Source organism: Rhodococcus sp. 4CII (assembly GCF_014256275.1).
In the GTDB taxonomy this organism is placed as follows: Bacteria; Actinomycetota; Actinomycetes; order Mycobacteriales; family Mycobacteriaceae; genus Rhodococcus_F; species Rhodococcus_F wratislaviensis_A.
The window spans coordinates 5,130,394-5,149,480 of record NZ_JACCFE010000002.1; the positions used below are offsets into that span (position 1 = coordinate 5,130,394).

General features: G+C 67.7%; 20 protein-coding genes and 1 riboswitch. Of the genes, 13 read left to right on the forward strand and 7 right to left on the reverse strand.

What is annotated here, in order from left to right:
- Window positions 1–12 precede the first annotated feature (12 nt).
- From H0B43_RS24460 to H0B43_RS24470, 3 genes are read right to left on the reverse strand one after another with little or no spacing between them, the layout of a single operon-like run.
- A complete protein-coding gene (locus H0B43_RS24460) occupies window positions 13–897 on the reverse strand; it encodes a universal stress protein (RefSeq protein ID WP_185725585.1) in 885 nt (294 codons plus the stop codon).
- Window positions 898–942: 45 nt separating this feature from the next.
- A complete protein-coding gene (locus H0B43_RS24465) occupies window positions 943–2,478 on the reverse strand; it encodes a CYTH and CHAD domain-containing protein (protein ID WP_185725584.1) in 1,536 nt (511 codons plus the stop codon).
- 45 nt (window positions 2,479–2,523) lie between these two features.
- A complete protein-coding gene (locus tag H0B43_RS24470) occupies window positions 2,524–3,423 on the reverse strand; it encodes a pseudouridine synthase (protein WP_185725583.1) in 900 nt (299 codons plus the stop codon).
- Between the two features lie 196 nt (window positions 3,424–3,619).
- Here H0B43_RS24470 and H0B43_RS24475 point away from each other — a divergent pair, with 196 nt between their 5' ends.
- Window positions 3,620–5,608, forward strand: a complete 1,989-nt coding sequence (locus H0B43_RS24475) for a CocE/NonD family hydrolase (protein WP_185729810.1) — start codon at window positions 3,620–3,622, stop codon at window positions 5,606–5,608.
- Between the two features lie 40 nt (window positions 5,609–5,648).
- Window positions 5,649–6,527 carry an oxidoreductase gene (locus tag H0B43_RS24480; protein ID WP_185725582.1) on the forward strand — a complete coding sequence of 293 codons (879 nt, stop codon included), beginning with the start codon at window positions 5,649–5,651 and terminating at the stop codon, window positions 6,525–6,527.
- A 19-nt stretch (window positions 6,528–6,546) separates the two neighbouring features.
- Here the strand turns inward: H0B43_RS24480 and H0B43_RS24485 are convergent, their stop codons facing one another.
- Window positions 6,547–6,969, reverse strand: coding sequence for an organic hydroperoxide resistance protein (locus H0B43_RS24485; RefSeq protein WP_185725581.1), 423 nt, complete (start codon window positions 6,967–6,969; stop codon window positions 6,547–6,549).
- 2 nt (window positions 6,970–6,971) lie between these two features.
- Window positions 6,972–7,424, reverse strand: a complete 453-nt coding sequence (locus H0B43_RS24490) for a MarR family winged helix-turn-helix transcriptional regulator (RefSeq protein ID WP_185950080.1) — start codon at window positions 7,422–7,424, stop codon at window positions 6,972–6,974.
- A 73-nt stretch (window positions 7,425–7,497) separates the two neighbouring features.
- Window positions 7,498–7,601, forward strand: a riboswitch (TPP riboswitch).
- A gap of 49 nt (window positions 7,602–7,650) precedes the next feature.
- Between H0B43_RS24490 and H0B43_RS24495 the strand changes: the two genes are divergently transcribed.
- From H0B43_RS24495 to H0B43_RS24505, 3 genes are all read left to right on the forward strand, one after another.
- A complete protein-coding gene (locus H0B43_RS24495; RefSeq protein ID WP_185725580.1) occupies window positions 7,651–8,415 on the forward strand; it encodes a 3-oxoacyl-ACP reductase in 765 nt (254 codons plus the stop codon).
- A gap of 1 nt (window position 8,416) precedes the next feature.
- Window positions 8,417–9,712, forward strand: a complete 1,296-nt coding sequence (locus H0B43_RS24500; RefSeq protein ID WP_185725579.1) for an LLM class flavin-dependent oxidoreductase — start codon at window positions 8,417–8,419, stop codon at window positions 9,710–9,712.
- Window positions 9,713–9,796: 84 nt separating this feature from the next.
- Entirely contained in the window at window positions 9,797–11,224 is a 1,428-nt protein-coding gene (locus tag H0B43_RS24505; RefSeq protein ID WP_397517508.1) for a CitMHS family transporter, read from the forward strand.
- 1 nt (window position 11,225) lies between these two features.
- On the opposite strand, the gene H0B43_RS24510 is transcribed toward H0B43_RS24505, so the two are convergent.
- Complete coding sequence (locus H0B43_RS24510) at window positions 11,226–11,411, reverse strand: hypothetical protein (RefSeq protein ID WP_185725577.1); 186 nt, start codon at window positions 11,409–11,411, stop codon at window positions 11,226–11,228.
- A 117-nt stretch (window positions 11,412–11,528) separates the two neighbouring features.
- Between H0B43_RS24510 and H0B43_RS24515 the strand changes: the two genes are divergently transcribed.
- Window positions 11,529–11,870 carry an Lsr2 family protein gene (locus H0B43_RS24515; protein WP_185725576.1) on the forward strand — a complete coding sequence of 114 codons (342 nt, stop codon included), beginning with the start codon at window positions 11,529–11,531 and terminating at the stop codon, window positions 11,868–11,870.
- A 58-nt stretch (window positions 11,871–11,928) separates the two neighbouring features.
- On the opposite strand, the gene H0B43_RS24520 is transcribed toward H0B43_RS24515, so the two are convergent.
- Window positions 11,929–12,333: a C40 family peptidase gene (locus H0B43_RS24520; protein WP_185725575.1), complete on the reverse strand. Its 405-nt coding sequence runs from the start codon at window positions 12,331–12,333 to the stop codon at window positions 11,929–11,931.
- Between the two features lie 281 nt (window positions 12,334–12,614).
- Here H0B43_RS24520 and H0B43_RS24525 point away from each other — a divergent pair, with 281 nt between their 5' ends.
- The 7 genes from H0B43_RS24525 (at window position 12,615) to H0B43_RS24555 (ending at window position 19,079) form a co-directional block, all read left to right on the forward strand.
- The gene (locus H0B43_RS24525; protein WP_185725574.1) at window positions 12,615–12,836 is read left to right on the forward strand and encodes a hypothetical protein; all 222 of its coding nucleotides are present in this window, start codon (window positions 12,615–12,617) and stop codon (window positions 12,834–12,836) included.
- 54 nt (window positions 12,837–12,890) lie between these two features.
- A complete protein-coding gene (locus H0B43_RS24530; protein ID WP_185725573.1) occupies window positions 12,891–13,760 on the forward strand; it encodes a MurR/RpiR family transcriptional regulator in 870 nt (289 codons plus the stop codon).
- A 164-nt stretch (window positions 13,761–13,924) separates the two neighbouring features.
- Window positions 13,925–15,094, forward strand: a complete 1,170-nt coding sequence (locus H0B43_RS24535) for an ABC transporter ATP-binding protein (protein ID WP_185725572.1) — start codon at window positions 13,925–13,927, stop codon at window positions 15,092–15,094.
- Window positions 15,094–16,455: an ABC transporter substrate-binding protein gene (locus H0B43_RS24540; RefSeq protein ID WP_185725571.1), complete on the forward strand. Its 1,362-nt coding sequence runs from the start codon at window positions 15,094–15,096 to the stop codon at window positions 16,453–16,455. The genes H0B43_RS24535 and H0B43_RS24540 overlap by 1 nt, the downstream gene beginning before the upstream one ends.
- A 31-nt stretch (window positions 16,456–16,486) precedes the next feature.
- The gene (locus H0B43_RS24545) at window positions 16,487–17,236 is read left to right on the forward strand and encodes a tyrosine-protein phosphatase (RefSeq protein WP_185725570.1); all 750 of its coding nucleotides are present in this window, start codon (window positions 16,487–16,489) and stop codon (window positions 17,234–17,236) included.
- 26 nt (window positions 17,237–17,262) lie between these two features.
- Window positions 17,263–18,126: a phosphodiesterase gene (locus H0B43_RS24550; RefSeq protein ID WP_185725569.1), complete on the forward strand. Its 864-nt coding sequence runs from the start codon at window positions 17,263–17,265 to the stop codon at window positions 18,124–18,126.
- The gene (locus H0B43_RS24555; protein ID WP_185725568.1) at window positions 18,126–19,079 is read left to right on the forward strand and encodes a carbohydrate ABC transporter permease; all 954 of its coding nucleotides are present in this window, start codon (window positions 18,126–18,128) and stop codon (window positions 19,077–19,079) included. The genes H0B43_RS24550 and H0B43_RS24555 overlap by 1 nt, the downstream gene beginning before the upstream one ends.
- Window positions 19,080–19,087 lie beyond the last annotated feature (8 nt).

A 19,087-nucleotide genomic window follows, 5' to 3' on the forward strand; every position in this document is an offset into this window, starting at 1 on the left:
GCCGCCCTGCCGTCACTCGTTCCGGCAGATCATGACCGGGCAGGTGGCGTGGTGGAGCAGATTCTGACTGGTCGAGCCCATCAGCGCGCCGAGCAGTGGTCCTCGGCCGTGGCTGCCGACGACGATCAGCTGGGCATCGCTCGCGTGCCGGAGGAGGACGTCGGCCGCGGCGCCCTGCTCGGCCACCTTCGTCACGGACACGTCCGGATACCGTTCCGATTCACCGGCAAGGCTCTCGGAGAGCAGCGCCTCCTCCTCCTGCTTCACCGCGTCCCAGTCGACGAGCATGCCGGTGCCGCCCGCGCCGAGGGTCGGGGAGCCCTGCCACGTGTGGACGGCGACCAGCGGGGCCTCGAAGAACGACGCGACCTCGAATGCGTGCGCCACCGCGTCGCGGCTGAGGTCGCTGCCGTCGACACCGACCACCACCGGCCGCTGGTCCGGGATGGAGACGTCGCCCCGCAGAACCGTCACCGGGCACCCCGCGCGGTTGGCCACGTGCAGCGCCGTCGAGCCGAGCAGGACCGAACGGAATGCTCCCGTTCCCGTCGATCCGAGCACGATCAGCCGGGCCCAGTCGGCCGATTCGAGCAGCGCGGTGCCGGCCGGCCCGGGACTGATGGTCGTCTCGATGTCCAGGCCGGGGAACTTCGGTCCCAGCAGTCGCTTCGCCGTCTCGATGATGGCCTCGCCGTCCTCCCGGAGCTGGCTCAGGAATTGTGATTCCAGCATGATCGCGGCGGGGCTGTACAGCGGGCCGTCCTGCGGCAACGCGTGGACGAGAGACAGCGTGGCGCCCCACTTCGACGCGACTGCGGCGCCCCACAGTGCGGCGGCGGTGGAGGCGTCGGATCCGTCCAGGCCGACGACGACGGAATGACTGGCGGGTGTGCTCACGTCTGGCTCCCTTCGGTCACGCGGGTGCGTACTCCCGACTGTGCCCTACTTCCAGACTTTTCGGGCCACCTTCTTCGCGGACTTCCACTCGGGCTTCAGTTGCGGCGCCAGGGTATCGCCGCGATCGAGTTCGCGCTGGAGCAGCATGCCGAGGCCCAGACTCGACTCGGCCGAGTGCTGATCCTCCGCGACCATCGCGAGGATGTGCTCCCGGGCGACGACGGCGTCCTGGTACTCGCCGAGGACATCCTGGAAGCCCTTGAACTTCTTGTGTGCGCGGTCGGAGGCCTTCGGTGCCAGCGATCGCGTCGACTCGAGTGCATAGCGCATTCGCTTGGCGCGCTTGCGCGCTCGGTGCGTCAGCTCGTCGCGCTCGTCCCGGGTGGTCGCGGCCGCGGCCTTCCGGACGCGCTTGCGAACGGACTTCGACAAGGAGCGCAGGGATTTCCGGACGGCCTTCTTCGGCGGACCCGAGCCCTCGGACGACTCGACAGCGGCGAGGAACGTGTCGAGTCCGGCGAGCAGGTCGAGGTAACGTTGCGAGTTCAGCGCCGCCAGGGCCGCGGGGCGGGCGGTCGCGGCGAGCCCCGAAAAGTATTCGTCGAGACGCGCCCGCACGACCTCACGGCCGGGTATCTCCTCGGCGTGGCCCAGCCGATCCACGAGCCGGCTCCACTGCACCTCGGTGTCCCGGGCCGCGCCGAGGGCCTGGCCGACCCAGCGGAGTTCGACGATCAACTCGTCGACGGTCTCCTGGTCGCGCAGGCTTGGCCCGTACACCTGCAGGATGCTCCGGATGCGCCGGGCCGCGACCCGGAGGTCGTGCACGGACTCCTCGAGGTCGCGCCGCACGCCGAGGTCGGCCGTCACGAGAGAATCCTTCTGCGCCGCCAGGTAGTCGAGCAGCAGCTTCCGCGGAGCGGACCCCTTCTTCGCGCGCGCGGGCCGCGAGGTTCCACCCGCCGCGTCGCCGAGCGCCCGCCGCAGCTTCGACGGCGCGTCCGACCGCGCGATGCCGGCATCGGTCAGCCGGGAATCGATGGCGTCGAACAGCTTTCGGTCGCCGGCCGCGAGTTCGACCTCGATCTCGCGCCACACCCTCTCGTCGGATCCGGTTCCCGCATCGGGGACGGCGGCGATCACGACGTCCGAGACGACCTCGGCGAGCGTCGTTCCCGCCGCGTCCACGAGCCGCTGCCGATCGCGGTCGGTGCTGATGAGCGCGACCGGGTTCAGTGCGGCGCCGCGCGTGACGGCCGTGAGCAGCTCCGCGAATTCTCCGGGCACCTCCGTCTCGGGGAGCTCGGTGTCGGGTGCCAGCTGCAACTCGGTCCGCTCGTCCGCGCCGGCCGGGATCTTCAGGTGCCAGCCGGCGTCGTCGCCGCCTTCCCGCCGGCGGAGGGTGATTCCGGCACGGAGCAGCAGGAGTTCGCCCGTGTCGTAGTACAGGGCGGACAGCTGAACGATGTCGCGTCGAGGTTCGCCGTCGACACCCGGCAGCCCCGAGAAGGTCGGGAGTTGCTGCTCGGATGTGGCTTCGTACTTGCGTTCCACTTCGGACAGGGACGTCGCGGTACTCATGTCACCATCTTTCCGCCTGACCGGGGTGTGGGAAAGAACGCGAGGTCAGGTCGGCCAGTCGAGGGTGCGCCGGCTCGCGAAGCGGCGACCGTCCCCCGAGATCGGGTCGACGAACTCGACGGATCGGGCCAGCAGGCACAGTGGCGTCGAGTAGTCGTCGGCGGCAACGTCGTAGAAGTCGGGGTAGAAGTTGTCGCCGTGGATCGGGATGCCGAGCGCACTCATGTGCACCCGCAACTGGTGCGTCTTGCCGGTGTGCGGCAGCAACCGGTACCGGGCCGCGTCGCCGCACACCTCGAGGAGTTCGATCCGGCTCTCGCTGTTGGCCGGACCGTCCACCTCGTACGCCTTCAATACCCCCCGCTCCTTGACGATTCGACTGCGGACGGTGGCGGGCAGCACGAGATCGGGGTCGTGACGGGCGACGGCCTCGTACTCCTTGACCACCCGTCGCTGATCGAACAGCGACTGGTAGTCGCGCCGGACCTCACGTCGCACGGTGAAGATCAGCACCCCGGCGGTCAACCGGTCGAGTCGGTGCGCGGGCGTCAGTTCCGGCAGGTCGAGGTCTCTGCGCAACCGGACCAGCGCCGACTCGGCCACGTAGGCGCCGCGCGGAGTGCTGGCCAGGAAATGAGGTTTGTCGACCACGAGGAGGTTCTCGTCGCGGTGGAGGATCTCGATCTCGAACGGCACCCGCTTCTCGACCGGCGGATCCCGGTACAGATACACGAACCTGCGGGGCGCGAACGGTGTGCCCGCGGTGATCGGCAGCCCGCGCTCGTCGACCACCTCCGACGCGCCGACCTTCTCGCGGAGGCGGATCTCGTCGTGCGGAAATCGGGCGACCAGGTACTCGAGCACGGTGGACCACGAGCCGACGTCCGGCATCCTCAGGCGCGTCGGGTTGAGGCCGTCGCGGACGGGAAGTGGGGCGTCGGGCACCTTCGTCACGGTAGTCGAGAGGGTGCCGAAACCCGTCGTTGACCGCGGGAGGACTCATGGTTACTATCCGGTAAGTTTGTGACGCGGGCCACCCTGATGGCCGCTGAGGCGCGTCACCGGAGGATTTTCACGGGGGTTCGTGGTGATCGTGCGTCGATGGGCGTTTCGTCCGGGTGCGGTGGCAGTTGTTCTTGCGATGGCGGTGGGTCTCGCTGTCGCTCCGGCGCTGACGGCGTCGGCTGATCCGACGGGGGGAGCGGCGGGCGCGCAGTGGAACGCCGCGGTCGATGCACCGCCCGAGTACCCGGTGATCGCGATCGACTGGGACGTTCCCATCACGATGCGCGACGGAACGGTGTTGAAAGCCAACGTCTATCGCCCCGCGGACGCCTCCGGCACGCCGATCGACACCAGGATGCCGTCCGTCCTCAACATCACGCCGTACACGAAATTGGTCGGCAACCTCGTCGATTCCGTGCTCGCGGTACCGGGACTCGAGCACACGGTCGTCGACCTCGTGAACTCCTTCGATCTCGCCGGAACACCGTTCGACGGTGTCGGCGAGGCGGCGAAGGTACTCACCGGTGGCGGCATGCGCGTCTTCGGCGTCAACCGCGACCTCGTCCGGAACGGATACACCCAGGTGGTGGTCGATGCGCGCGGCACCGGCTTCTCGCAGGGGGACTGGCAGGCGCTCGGTCCGCTCGAGCAGCAGGACTCCGTCGAGATCATCGACTGGATGAGCAAGCAGGGATGGTCCGACGGCAAGGTCGGGATGGCCGGGGTGTCGTATTCGGGCATCAACTCGCTGCAGGCCGCGGGACATCAGCCGCCTGCGCTGAAGGCGATCTTTCCGACCGAGCCGGGCAACGACCTGCTCCGCGACATCGTCGGAACCGGCGGCGGCCTCGGGGTCGGTTTCATGCCGCTGTGGTTGTCACTGGTCAACGGCCTCAAGTTCGTCCCCGACGTCCAGGCCCTCGCGCAGGGCCGCTTCGATCAGCAGTGGCTGCAGGATCGGTTGCAGGATCCGTTGACGCTGTTCCCCGCACTGATCGAGGCCATGACGGCGACGAAGATCGACGATCTCGACCCCGGCACGCTGCGGGTGGCGCAGGATGGCCAGTTCTACGAGGAGCGCAAGGCTCAGGCGGGGAACATCCGGGTGCCGACCATGCTCTACGGCGCCTGGCACGACATCTTCGCGAACAGTGAGCCACGCGTCTACAACGACATCCCGCTGCCGGCGGGCGAGAAGCAACTGATCATGAGCGACGCCTACCACATCTCGTTCGGGGGCGGTTTCGGTGAGCGGGGCGCGCCGCCGCGACTCGACGTCCTCGAACGCGCGTGGTTCGACAAGTGGCTGAAGGGAATCGACAACGGCATCGACGAGTACGGCCCGGTGACGCTGTATCAGCAGGGCAACGGCTGGACCACCACCGATCAGTTCCCGCGCGCCGGGGTCGACTACCAGCGGATGTACCTGTCGGGCGCTCCGAGCGGCACCGCGGGGCACGCCGTGCACGACGGCAGCCTGGTGGCGGCAAAACCCGGTGACGCAACGCAACTCACGGTCGCACCCGGGCTTCGCGGACTCTGCTCCCGCGACGGTGCGCAGGGCACCGCGGGCGCGGCCGTCGTCCTCGGATCGGTGTGCAGCAAGGATTCCCGGTTCAACGAGGCCGAGGGACTCACGTTCACCAGCGCACCAGTCGCGCAGCCGACGGAGTTGTCGGGTCCGGTCAACCTGCATCTCGAAACCGTGCTCGACGCCCTGGACGGGTTCTGGGCGGTGACGCTGAACGACGTCGCGCCCGACGGCACGTCGACGCCGCTCACCAACGGCGCCCTCACCGCTTCCATGCGGGCCGTGGACGATTCGAAGAGCACGAAGTCGGCGAACGGCGACTACACCGAACCCCACCACTACCTGACGGTGGAGTCGCGGCAGCCGTTGGTGCCGGGCGAGGTGACGCCGGTGGACATCAACTTCGTGCCCACCGACGCGATGCTCCAACCGGGTCACCGACTGCGCGTGGACGTGTACGCGGGGAGCATTCCCCGGTATCTGCCGCTCGGACCGATGCTGGCCGACAGCGGGCTGAGACCGCAGCACGTCGCGTTGTCGCCGGACCGGCCGAGTTTCCTCAATCTGCCACTGGTCGGAAAGCAGGCGTGGTGACGGGTTCACGCCGCGCCCCGGCATCCGTAGGGTTGAAATCATGACCAAGTGGACAGCTTCGGACATCGTCGATCAGAGTGGCCGCACCTTCGTCGTCACGGGCGCCAACAGCGGTCTGGGGGAGGTGGCGGCGCGGGCACTCGGCCAGGCGGGGGCGCACGTCGTCCTGGCCTGTCGCAATACCCGCAAGGGAGAGGTGGTCGCGCGGTCGATCGGTGACAACGCCGAGGTGCGCCGTCTCGATCTCGCCGATCTCGCTTCCGTGCGGGAGTTCGCGGCGGGCATCGATGCCGTCGACGTGCTGGTGAACAACGCCGGCGTGATGGCGGTGCCGCAGCGCAGGACCGCCGACGGATTCGAAATGCAGATCGGCACGAACCATCTCGGGCACTTCGCGTTGACCGGGCTGCTGCTCGGCAAGATCACCGATCGGGTCGCCACGATGTCGAGTGCGGCGCATCAGGCGGGAACGATCCACCTCGACGACCTCAACTGGGAACACCGCAAGTACAACCGCTGGAGCGCGTACGGACAGTCGAAGCTCGCGAATCTGCTGTTCACGTACGAATTGCAGCGCAGGCTCGCCGCCGCGAAATCACGAGTCAAGGCGGTCGCCGCGCATCCCGGGTACGCCTCGACAAATCTGCAGGCGCACACCGAGTCCGTGCAGGACAAACTGATGGCGGTCGGTAACCGGATCTTCGCGCAGTCCGCGGAGATGGGGGCGCTGCCGATGCTGTACGCCGCGACCGCTCCCGACGTGATCGGCGGAAGTTACATCGGGCCGGACGGACTGTTCGAGCAGCGCGGCCACCCGAAAGTGGTGGGCTCCAACAAGAAGTCGCGGGACGAGCAGACCGCCGGGGCGCTGTGGTCCCTGTCGGAGAACCTGACGGGCGTCGAGTACAAGTTCGGGTGACCCGACGCCCGCGCAGGTGTCAGTCTTCGGTGACCTCGAGGGTGACGTCGATGTTGCCGCGGGTGGCGTTGGAATACGGGCACACCTGGTGCGCCTTCTCGGTCAGCTCGAGCGCTTGTGCCCGCGGCACGTGGGGAAGCGAGACCTCGAGGGTGACGGCGAGCCCGAATCCGCCGCCGTCCGTGGAGCCGATGCCGACACGGGCGCCGACGGCCGAGTCGACGACGTTCGCCTTCTCCTGACGGGCAACCAACTGGAGTGCGGAGTGGAAGCACGCCGCGTATCCGGCGGCGAACAGCTGCTCGGGGTTGGTGCCGTCGCCGGACCCACCCATCTCGGTGGGGATGGCCAGGTTCAGGTCGAGCCGGCCGTCCGACGTGCGCGCGCGGCCGTTGCGGCCTTCTCCGGTGGCAAGGGCTTCGGCGGTGTACACGATCTTCATGGTTACTTCTCTCCTGTAGGGGTGGGGAAACTGTGGAGCGATTCGGTGAGCCTCGACAGGGTGTCGCGGAGGGCGACGAGTTCGTCGACGTCCATTCCCGTCGAGTGAGCGAGCTGTGCGGGGATGCTCTCCGCGGCGGCGCGGAGACCCGCACCCTTCTCGGTGAGGTAGATCCCGACGCGGCGCTCGTCGGCCGACGAGCGCCGGCGTTCGACCAGGCCCAGGGCGTCGAGCCGCTTGAGGAGTGGCGACAGAGTGCCGGTGTCGAGGTCCAGGGCGTCGCAGATCTCGCGCACTCCGCGGCCGTCCTGTTCCCAGAGCACCAGCAGCACGAGGTACTGCGGGTAGGTCACTCCCAGCGAGTCGAGCATCGACCGGTATCTCGCCGTCATGGCCCGCGATGCCGAGTACAACGCGAAGCACACCTGGCGGTCGAGGGCGAGGTTGTCGGTCACCACCTAATGGTTGCACACAACTAGGTTGTGCACAACCATAATGGCCGGAACGGTGACTGGGCTTACACTGTTCGCCAGTGACACGGGGTGCTGCTCGGCGAGAGCCGGGCGGCTGAGAACACACCCGTCGAACCTGAACTGGGTAATGCCGGCGAAGGGATGTCGCGGAGACGGCCGTATTCGCCGCTTCGAATATCTCGTCGCCGACCGAACGGAAGGTGGCAGCATGCAGCTCGACAAGCAGATCGTCCTGGTGACCGGTGGTGGACGGGGCCTCGGCGCCGCCGTCGTGCGGTCGTTCGCGGCGCAGAACGCGCGGGTGATCGTGAACTACCGGAACAGCCGGGAGGCGGCCGAGGATCTCGCGGCTTCCCTGGGCGCAGACCGTGCGGTCGCGCTCCGGGCCGACGTCACGGATGCCGGACAGGTCGCCGCGCTGTTCGCCGCAGCCGAGGCGCACTTCGGCTCACCGGTGACCACGGTGATCAACAACGCGCTCGCCGACTTCTCCTTCAACGGCGACGCACGCGACAAGGCGGACGTCATCACGTGGGATGCGTTCGACGCGCAGTTGCGTGGCAGTGTGAAGGCGACCCTGCACACCACGCAGGCCGCGCTGCCGGGCATGCGTTCGCTCGGGTTCGGCCGGATCGTGAACATCGGGACCAACCTGTTCCAGAACCCCGTCGTCCCGTACCACGACTACACGGCCGCCAAGGCCGCGGCGCTGTCACTGACCCGCACCCTCGCCGCCGACCTCGGACCGGACGGCATCACCGTCAACATGGTCTCGGGCGGGCTGCTCCGCACCACCGACGCGAGTGCCGCTACTCCCGACGAGGTGTTCGACCTCATCGCGGCGAGCACGCCGCTGCAGCGGGTCACCACCCCGGACGAGTTCGCCGACGCGGTGCTGTTCTTCGCGTCCCCGTGGTCGCGTGCGGTGACCGGCCAGAACCTCGTCGTCGACGGTGGACTGGTCAAGGACTGACATGAGCGACACGAGGCAACTGCACTTCAACGCCTTCCTCTACAGTTGCGGCCACCACGGCGCGGCGTGGCGGCACCCCGCCTCGCAGGTGGAGCGACTCTGCGACATCACCTATTACGAGGAACTGGCGCAGACCGCGGAGCGGGGCTGCCTCGACGCGGTGTTCTTCGCCGACGGACATTCGGTGCGCGACCCCGCGACCGGGGGCATGTGGTTCCTCGAACCGCTCACCGCGCTGTCCGCGATGGCGCGGGCCACCGAGCGGGTTGGGCTGGTGACGACGGTGTCCACCACGTTCTACACCCCGTTCCACGCCGCCCGGATGCTGGCGTCGCTCGACCACATCAGTGGCGGCCGCGCCGGCTGGAACGTGGTGACGTCGATGTTCGACGCCGAGGCGCGCAATCACGCACTCGAGGAGATGCCGCCGCACGACGAGCGTTATTCGCGCGCTGCGGAATTCGTCGACGTGGCACTCGCACTGTGGGATTCGTGGGAGCCCGACGCGCTGGTGCTCGACCGGGACGGTGCCTTTGCGGATCCGGCGAAGGTGCGTCCGGTCGAGCACCGGGGCAAGCATTTCCTGGTGGACGGCCCGCTCACCGTGCCGCACTCGCCGCAGGGGCGTCCGGTGCTGTTCCAGGCGGGCGCGTCCGATCAGGGTCGCGACCTGGCCGCCCGGTGCGCCGAGGGCATCTACGCCGTCGCCTACGACCTCCCGGCCGCCCAGAACTACTACGCCGACGTGAAGCGCCGCATCCGCGCGGCGGGCCGCGACGCCGATGCGGTGACGGTGATGCCCGGCCTCGTGACCTACGTCGGCTCGACCACCGAGGAGGCGCACCGCAAGAAGGCGGAACTCGACGCGCTCCTCCCGGTCGAGCAGTCGCTGGCGCAGCTGTCGCTGTTCGTCCAGCAGGACTGCAGCGCCTGGGAATTGGACGCACCCGTTCCCGCGCTGCCGCCGCTGTCGGAATTCAGCGGACCGCAGGGCCGATACGACACGATCCTGCGGATCGTCGACAAGGACCGTCCCACCGTGCGGTCGCTGCTCGGCACGCTGGCTGCCGGGGGCGGGCACTGCACCATGATCGGCACCCCGGAGTCGATCGCCGACGAGATCGAGATGTGGTTCCGCCGCGGCGGGGCCGACGGGTTCAATCTGATGCCGCCGCTCTACCCCAGCGGCCTCGACGAGTTCGTCGACGAGGTGATCCCCGTCCTGCAGAAGCGGGGGCTGTTCCGCGCGCAGTATGAGACAGCGACCCTGCGTGACCATCTCCGGGGTCACCGCTAGTTGCCACCACAAAGAACACAACCTTCTCTACGAACGCAACCGTGACTGTGAGCGCCCTTCTCCCCGACACTTGCTGTAATCGCGATCACATCGCGACTCGAGCTCGGACGAGGAGTGGCAATGCTGGTAGCACTCGGCTTTCTGATGGTGGCCGTGTTCATGTTCTTGATCATGTCCAAACGGGCCACTCCCGTGGTCGGGTTGATCGCCGTCCCGGTCGCATTCGGCATCGCGGCCGGGGCGGGTCTCGGCATCGGCGACATGATCACCGACGGGATCAAGTCGCTGGCGCCGACCGCCGCGCTGCTGTTCTTCGCGATCATCTTCTTCGGGATCATGATCAACGTCGGCCTGTTCGATCCGCTGGTGAAACTGATCCTCCGGCTCGTCCGCAACGACCCCATGCGGCTCGTCGTCGGCACCGCGGTGCTCGCGATGGTGGTGTCGCTGGACGGTGACGGGTCGACGACGTTCATCATCGTGACGTCCGCGCTGCTGCCGCTGTACATGAAGCTGAAGGTCAGCCCCGTGGTGCTCACGGTGGTCGCCGGCCTGGCCAACGGTGCGATGAACATCGTTCCCTGGGGCGGACCGACGGTCCGGGCCGCCTCGGCGCTGGGCATCTCGCCGTCCGACGTGTTCGTCCCGATGATCCCCTCACTGGTGGTCGGACTGGTCGTCGTACTGCTGTTCGCCGTTCAGCTCGGCTACAGCGAACGCCGTCGCATCGGCACGCTCGAACTCACCGACGAGCGCCTCCTCGTCTCCGCCGGCTCCAGCCTTCGGCGGGCCGCGACCGGCTTCGGCGGTAACGGCGACGCACCCCGCACCGGCGGCGGTTCCGGCGACGACGGCGAAGGATTCGTCGACGGTCTCGACCCCGAGCGGGCCACGCTGCGACCGAAGCTGTTGTGGTTCAACGCGCTCGTGACGGTGGCGCTGCTCGTCGTGCTCGTGATGGACGTCCTGCCGATTCCGGTGCTGTTCATGGTGGCCGCCGCCATCGCGCTGACGGTGAACTTCCCTCGCGTCAAGGAACAGCAGGAAGCGATCACCCGGCACTCGTCGAGCATCGTCTCGGTGGTCGCGATGGTGTTCGCCGCAGCCGTTCTCACCGGCGTGTTCCAGGGCACCGGGATGGTCGAGGCCATGGCGCAGTGGCTGCTGGAGATCATTCCGTCCGCACTCGGACCGCACCTGGCCGTCATCACCGGCATCCTGAGCCTGCCGTTCACGTTCTTCATGAGCAACGACGCCTTCTACTTCGGCGTGATGCCCGTGCTCGCCGAGACGGCATCCACGTACGGCATCGAGCCGGTCGAGATGGCCCGCGCCTCCATCACCGGCCAGACGTTCCACATGCAGAGCCCCCTCGTCCCGGCCATCCTCCTGCTCGTGACCCTCGCGGGTGTTCCGCTGGCGGACCATCACAAGAAGGTGCTGTGGCGCGCGGCGCTGGTGTCGCTGTCGATGCTGGTGATCGGTGTGGTCCTGGGGCAGATCCCCTGGTGACCTAGTCGTCCGTGTTCGTGTCGGTGTCGGTGGCGGGCCCCTCAGGGGTCGCGCCACCTTCGCTGCTCCAGTCGGCGCCCGAACCCTTGTCGTCCTCGGAGGGATCGGACATCACGTCCTTGTCGGCGCCCGAGGCCCCGCTGTCGGTGCTCGTGGTCTTCGGTCCGGAAGCGTCCTTCGGTGTCATCTCCCGCGAGTACCCGGAATATGGGGCGTTCCAATCCGAAACCCGGTCAGGGATTGGCAGGTGAACGATACTTCGACGTAGTGTTCCCCGGGTTATCGACGATGAAGGAGTGGAACTGTGGCGCGCAAAGTTGTTGTCGAACGCATCGACGACATCGACGGAACTCCGATCAAGAACGGTAAAGGGGAGACCATTCCGTTCTCGGTCGACGGCGTCGACTACGAGATCGATCTGAAGCTCAAGAACGCCAGAGAATTCCACAAGACTCTCGACTACTACATCGAGCACGCAACGCGAGTCGGGGGACGGAAGCGCCGATCGGCCCCCGCGGTGGTTCCGCCGCAGGGACGTCAGAAGGCCAAGGACATTCGGGAATGGGCCACGTCGGAGGGCTACGAGTTGTCCGCGCGGGGTCGTATCCCGGCCCAGATCGAGGAAGCGTACAACGCAGCGCACTGAATCCCCGGACAACCGCGTCCCGGCCCCCCCGCGGGTGGCCGGGACGCGGTTGTTCCCGTCAGTATCGTCGCGCGGCGTGAAACGACATGGAATTCATGGGTACTCGTGCGACCGGCCGGCCCGGGGCGGGCGCGTGGACGACGGTGTCGTCGCCCGCATAGATTCCCGCGTGGCCGCCCCCGTAGAACAGGACGACGTCACCGGGTTGCAGATTGCCCACGTCCACGGCCGTTCCGTGTTCGAGTTGCTCGTAGGTGGTACGCGGAACGGATACTCCCGCCTGCCGGTACGCCCACTGGACGAGGCCGGAACTGTCGAAGGCGCGGTGGTCGCCCGCTCCGAGTGCGCAGGGGATGCCGATTCTGGTGACGGCGGCGTGGAGCGCATCGCGTCCCGGCCGTACCGGATCGGCGCGGAACGTCTGGACCAGCTGGTATCTGTGGCTTCCGGGGTGGGGGTTCATGCCGTCGGTACTCCAGTGCGCTCGGTGGGTGTCGCGTCGTCGGCGCGGCCTGGTTACAGCGTGGTCCGCGCGCGGCCCGGGCACACCGGCCGAATGGCCTGGATACGTGCCTGTGTTCCGTACACCTGGCACGGATTGGACGGCCGAGAAGAAAACCATTCGATCTGGTCGGTTTGGTACTCGCGAGTACTGCGGGCTCCTCGTAACGTCGCACAGGTAATCATTGTGCAAAGGGGAGTGGTCCGCTACGTCCTGTGGGCTGGGGTGAAGGAAGGCGGACGATGAGGATCCGACAAACGGTCAACTGCGCTTTCGGAGTCGCACGTCTGGCGTTCGACGCGGGAGCGGCCCTCCTGTCCGTTGTCGTGGCGGTACCGATCGCCTTCGCCGCGGGCGAGGCGCGATCGATGGCCCACACGGCACGTGGCGACATCACCCCCGCCCCCGGAACGTCGGACGGGGAGCATGTGCACGACCTGGGGACAGTCGTCGAATTGACGTAGTCGCCGCAGCCGCGGTGACGTCGATCGTTCACCGCGGTGTGTTATCCAGGTCGGATGAGTGCGTCACCGAGCGACCCGCCCGTGGGGGCGACCCTGTCCGCGATCCGTGCCCTTTCGCCGTCACTCGCACCGAGTGAACGCCGCGTCGCCGAGGTGTGCGTCGCGCGTCCCGGCGATGTCGCGTGGTGGTCCGCCGCCGATGTGGCCGAGCACGCCGGGACGTCGACGGCCACCGTGATCCGGGCCTGCCAGAATCTCGGGTTCAAGGGATTCCAGCACCTGCGGATGCTGCTGCTACGGGATCTCGGCGCCGCCGACCCCGGTACCGCGGGAGAACTGCCGGCCGAGGAGAGCGGTTCGGGGCTCGTGCGGGCCGTGTTCGCCGAGCTGGCCACGGAACTCGCCGGTGCCCTCGCGCCTCTCGACGGCGAGGCGTTCGAACGGGCGGTGTCGGCGCTCGCCGCCGCGGAGCGGGTACTCGTGATCGGCAACGGGGCATCGGGACCGTCGGCGGCCGCGGTGGCCGTGCGGTTCATTCTCAACGGCCGCCACGCGGAGGCGCCGACCGATGCCGTGATCCAGCAATTGACCGCGGCGCGCCTCACCTCCCGCGACGTGTGCCTTGCGGTGAGCGACAGTGGGCTGAACTCGGTTACCCTGCGGCCGGTCGAGGCCGCCCGGGCCGCGGGTGCCACGGTCATCGGCGTCACCGGTTACGCCCGTTCGACGCTGGTGGAGAAATCCGATATCGGGTTGGTCGTCGGTGGCGGCGCCGGGCCGTGGGGTGGGCTGGGTGCCTCGGCCACCGTGGTGCAGATCGCGTTCCTCATCAGCCTGCAGATCGCCGTCTGCCGGGTGCGGGGTGGGTCTGCCGAGGCCGCCGCGGAGACGTTCAAACAGATTGTGCCCCTGATTCATCCGTGACGCGATCCATCCGGGACCGCGTCTGTGTTCCGGTAGTTGCGCGAAGCATCACCGGTGATTGGACGGCCATTCGCTCGCCATTAACTTGAGGCTGGCTAACTACCGATGTAACGAAATTCCCGTCTCGCCGAGATTGGGTAACGTCATTTCATCGGGAGAGGCACATGGGCAGGATTCGGATCGAGAATCTGAGTCGAAAGTTCGCACACTTCACCGCGGTCGACAGCATCGACCTCGACATCCGGGACGGCGACTTCCTGGTCCTCCTCGGCCCCAGCGGGTGCGGCAAGACCACGCTGTTGAGGATGCTCGCCGGCCTCCTCGAGCCGACCGGCGGCCGGATCCTGCTCGACGACGACGACATCACCGCCGCGCCGGCCCGGCGCCGGGACGTCGCGATGGTGTTCCAGAGCTACGCCCTCTACCCGCACCTCAGCGTGGCGAAGAACCTCGCGTTTCCGTTGCGCGTGAAAAAGATGCGCAAATCGGAGGCGGCCGAACGCGTCGAGGCCGTTGCGCAGCAACTCGACATCGCCCACCTGCTGGGCCGGAAGCCGAAGGAGTTGTCGGGTGGCCAGCGGCAGCGGGTCGCGGTCGGACGCGCGATCGTGCGCAATCCGAAGGCCTTCCTGATGGACGAGCCGCTCTCCAACCTCGACGCCAAGCTCCGGACCGCGACGCGCCGTGAACTCACCGAACTCCATCGCAGACTCGGCGCCACGTTCGTGTACGTCACCCACGACCAGGTCGAGGCGATGACGATGGCGACCCGGATCGCGCTGCTGAACAACGGCGCGCTCGAACAGGTCGGAACGCCCGAGGACGTCTACGACCGGCCTGCGTCGGTGTTCGTCGCCGGTTTCCTCGGCAGTCCGGCCATGAATCTGCTCGACGCGCGGGTCCGCACCGTGAAGGGCACGGTCGTCGCGACGGCGGAGGGAGTGATCGCGCCGCTGTGGCCGGGACAGACCGATGGTCGCGACATCGTTCTGGGGATAAGGCCGGAACATCTCCGGGTCGTCGATCCCACGGAGTCTGCGGGGGTGCGGCCGTCTGCGGGGGTGCGGCTGTCGGTGGACGTGACGTCCGTCGAGAACCTCGGCAGCGAGCAGGTCGCCTACTGCGATGTCGCCGGCGCCACGCTGTGCGTCCGAGCGCCTCGTCCGATCGCGTTGCACGCCCACCGATCCGCGGTGCTGACCGCGGAACCCGCCCATCTTCACCTCTTCGACCGCGCGACCGGACGCCGCCTGGAATGGGTGGACGTTCCCGCACGCGCCGACCTCGACCCCTCGATTCACTCCGAAACACTTTCCGCAACAGGAGCAGCGTGATGCATAGAACCACAATCCGTGCGGTGCTGGGCGCGGCCGTCGCCGCCGCGACCCTGGCCGGCTGTGCCACGGGCGGCGCCGACCCCGGGGCCGCGGGCAGCGGCCAACCGGTGCCCGAACTCGACCCGAACCAGAAGGTCGACATCGTCTTCGAGTCGTACAACCTCCAGCAGGCGGGACTGTGGTCGGACACGATCAACGGACTCGTCGCCGATTTCGAGGCCGAACACCCGAACATCCACGTGAAGGCGCAGCCGCCGCAGGGCAGCGGGACCGCCGGATCCGGAACCGCGAGCAGCGTGCAGACTCAGATGCTCGCCGGCTCGCCCCCCGATGTGGCCCAATTGACGTTCGACACACTCGATTTCGCTGTCAACGAACTCGGCGCCCAGTCGCTCGACAAGTTGGTCGGCGCCGAGACCGTGGACGAGACATTCGGCGGCGCGCACCCGTTCCATCCGCGGGCCGCCACGCTCGGCGACTGGAACGGCGAAACGTACGGCATCCCCTACGTGTTCTCCACCCCCACCCTGTTCTATAACGCGACCGCACTCGCGAAGGCCGGGCTGCCGGCCGACGCGGACCTGTCGACCTGGCCGAAGGTGGCGGCCGCCGCCAAGGCGGTGACCGCGGCGACGGGCAAGCCGGCGCTGTCGGTGTCGTGCTCGGTGAAGGGCGGCAACTGGTGCATGCAGGCGCTGTTCCGGTCGGCCGGGGGCGACGTGCTGTCGCAGGACCGCAAGACCATCGAGTTCGGTGAGCCCGAAGCGGTGTCGGCCGTGACCACGTTGCGGCAGATGTACGACGACGGCGTGCTCGCCAATCTCGACTCGACCACCCAGTACGAGAGTTTCGCGAAGGGCGACGTGGCGATCCAATTGCAGACCTCGGCTCTGCAGGGAATGTTCATGAAGTCGGCCGCGACCGGCGGCTGGGACCTGCGTGCCGCACCGATGCCCGCCTTCGAGGGTCACGACGCCGTGCCCACCAACTCCGGTTCGGCACTGTTCACGTTCTCGCAGGATCCGGCGAAGCAGCGCGCGTCGTGGGAGTTCATCAAGTTCATGACGAGTGATCACGCGTATACCGAGATCTCCAGCAAGATCGGCTACCTGCCGCTGCGTCCGTCGCTCACCCAGGACCCGGCGTCGCTGAAGGACTGGGCCGACCACAACCCGCTCCTGGCGCCCAACCTCGGTCAGCTCGACAAGCTCGAGCCGTGGAAGTCGTACCCCGGCAACAGTTACGTGCAGGCAGACGACATCCTCGAGCAGGCCGTGGAGGACTCGGTCTACTACGGCAGGGAGCCGGCGGCAACGATGCAGGCGGCGCAGCAGCGCGTGCAGGAACTCATCCAGTAACCATTCTTCGAACAGAACGAGACACCGACACATGACCAGCACTCTGCCGGCGCCGACACATCATCGACGCCTGAATCTCACCGGTACCTACAACTTCCGCGATCTCGGTGGGTTCGCCACGGACGCGGGGACCACCAAGTGGAACAAGCTGTTCCGGTCGGACGCCCTGCACCGGCTCGACCAGCCGGCCCGGGACCTCCTGCGCGAGCGGAAACTCGCCCTCGTCATCGACCTCCGCGAACAGCAGGAACTCGACGACAACCCGACCGCCCTCGACGGCGTCGGCCATCGGGTGGAGCACCTGCCGGTGTACGAGGGGGAGATCGACCTCGACGGTGCCAACTTCGACCTCGCGGTCGTCTACGGCGAGATGGTCCAGAGGTACGGGCATCGCCTGACCCGCGCCGTCCGTGCCATCGCCCGCTCGGGCGACGACCCCACCGTGGTGCACTGCACCGCAGGCAAGGATCGCACCGGCCTGGTCGTCGCGCTGACGCTCGCGGCCGTCGGCGTCGATCAGCGCGACATCGTCGCCGACTACGCGATGTCCGAGGTTCTGCTCGCGGGTGACTGGGCGCGCGCCATGGCCGAGAAGATGCGCGCCCGTGGCCTTCCCGACGGCGTGGACGTCGACCGTCTGGTCGGCGCCAGCCCGGCCGTCCTGATGCGCGCGACTCTGGACTCGATCACCACCGCGCATCACAGCGTGCGCGGCTACCTGCACGCCCACGGCATGACCGACGGCGAATTCGACGACCTGCGTAGCGCACTCGTCGCGTGACATCCACTTCCAGAGGAGAAACCGACATGTCCCGATACGGCGAACCGGATCACTACATTCTGCACGTCAGTGACACCCACTTCGTCACCGACGGTGACCTGCTGTACGACGCGGTCGACAGCGACGCCAACCTCACGCGCCTGTTCGACCGGCTCGAGAAGGCGGGTCGGCGGCCCGAGGCCATCGTGTTCACCGGTGACCTCGCCGACAAGGGCGAGCCCGAGGCCTACGTTCGTCTGCGCCGGATCGTCGAACCGGCCGCCGAGCGCCTCGGCGCGAAGGTGATCTGGGTAATGGGTAACCACGACGCCCGGCCGGCCTTCCGGAGCGGTCTGCTCGACGACGAGCCCACCGAGGACGCGGTCGACGCGGTCGTCGACGTCAACGGACTGCGGATCATCGTGCTGGACAGTACGGTTCCGGGATTCCATCACGGGCTGGTCAGCGACGAGCAACTCGACTGGCTGACCGGCGTCCTGGCCGAACCCGCACCGCACGGCACGCTGCTCGCCCTGCACCACCCGCCCGTGCCCGGTCTGCTCGACGCCATGTCTTCGGTGGAACTGAAGGAACAGCACCGGCTCGAGGAGGTGCTCGCGGGCACCGACGTCCGCGGAATCCTCGCGGGCCACCTGCACTTCTCCACGACGTGCACGTTCGCTGGCATCCCGGTGTCGGTCGCGTCGGCCACCTGCTACACGCAGGATCTGCTCGTCGACGCGGGCAGCATCCGTGGCCAGAACGGCGCCCAGGGTTTCAACATGGTGCACGTCTACCGCGACCGTGTGCTGCACACGGTGGTCCCGCTCGACGTGTCCCCGGTGGTGTACGAGATGACGGCGGACGAGATCCGGCAGTCGATCGCACAACTCGCGGCGCCCGGCGTCTGATGTTCGTCGAAGTTCCGCCCACGACGTCCACCGGGAGTGCCGGCACGGCGAAGCGTCCGGCGCGGGTCGTGCAGATCAAGCGCAGCCTGGCGCCGTACCTGTATCTCCTGCCCGCCGCGGTGCTGCTCGTCGTGTGGATCTACAAACCGCTGGGGGAGACCGTCGCGCTGTCGTTCTACCGGTGGAACATGGTGCCCACCAGCCCGAAAGTGCCGGTGGGAATGGACAACTACGTTCGGGTGCTGGCGTTGCCCGAACTCCACCAGGCGCTGCGGAACACGATCGTGTACGTCCTCGCGTTCATGGTGTTCTCGCTGCTGCTGCCGATGGTCGTCGCGTTGCTGTCGAATCGGGTCGCCGGGCGCTGGAAGACGCTGTACCAGGCGTTGATCTTCGTTCCGTTTCTCATCACTCCGGTGGCGGGCAGCGCGATCTGGCGCTGGTTGTTCAACCCCGAGGGCGGCACGATTCCTCGGGTGGCCGCGACCCTCGGGTTCGAACTGGGCAACGTGTTCCGGGAACCCGGCCTGGCGATGCTCGGGGTGGTGCTGATCGTCGGATGGCAGATGCTCGGGTTCGGCGTGCTCGTCGTTTCCGCCGGACTGGCAGGGATCAACCCCGATTACGCGTCGGCTGCGGCGCTCGACGGCGCTTCGCAGTCGACCATCACCCGCAGGATCACGCTGCCGCTGCTGTCACCGACGCTGGCGTTCCTCGGGCTCATGACGATCCTGCTGGGCGCGCAGTGGGCGTACCCGATCATCGACATCGTCACCCAGGGCGGCCCGAGCGGCGCCTCCACCAACATCTACTACCTGCTGTACGAGTTCGGATTCCAGAATTTCGATGCCGGACTGTCGGCATCGGCCGGGACCCTGTTCTTCCTGGGTTTCGGGCTGATCGCCGTCGTGTTCGTCCGCGTGTCGGACCGACTGAGCTTCTACGACAACTAGGACACCCC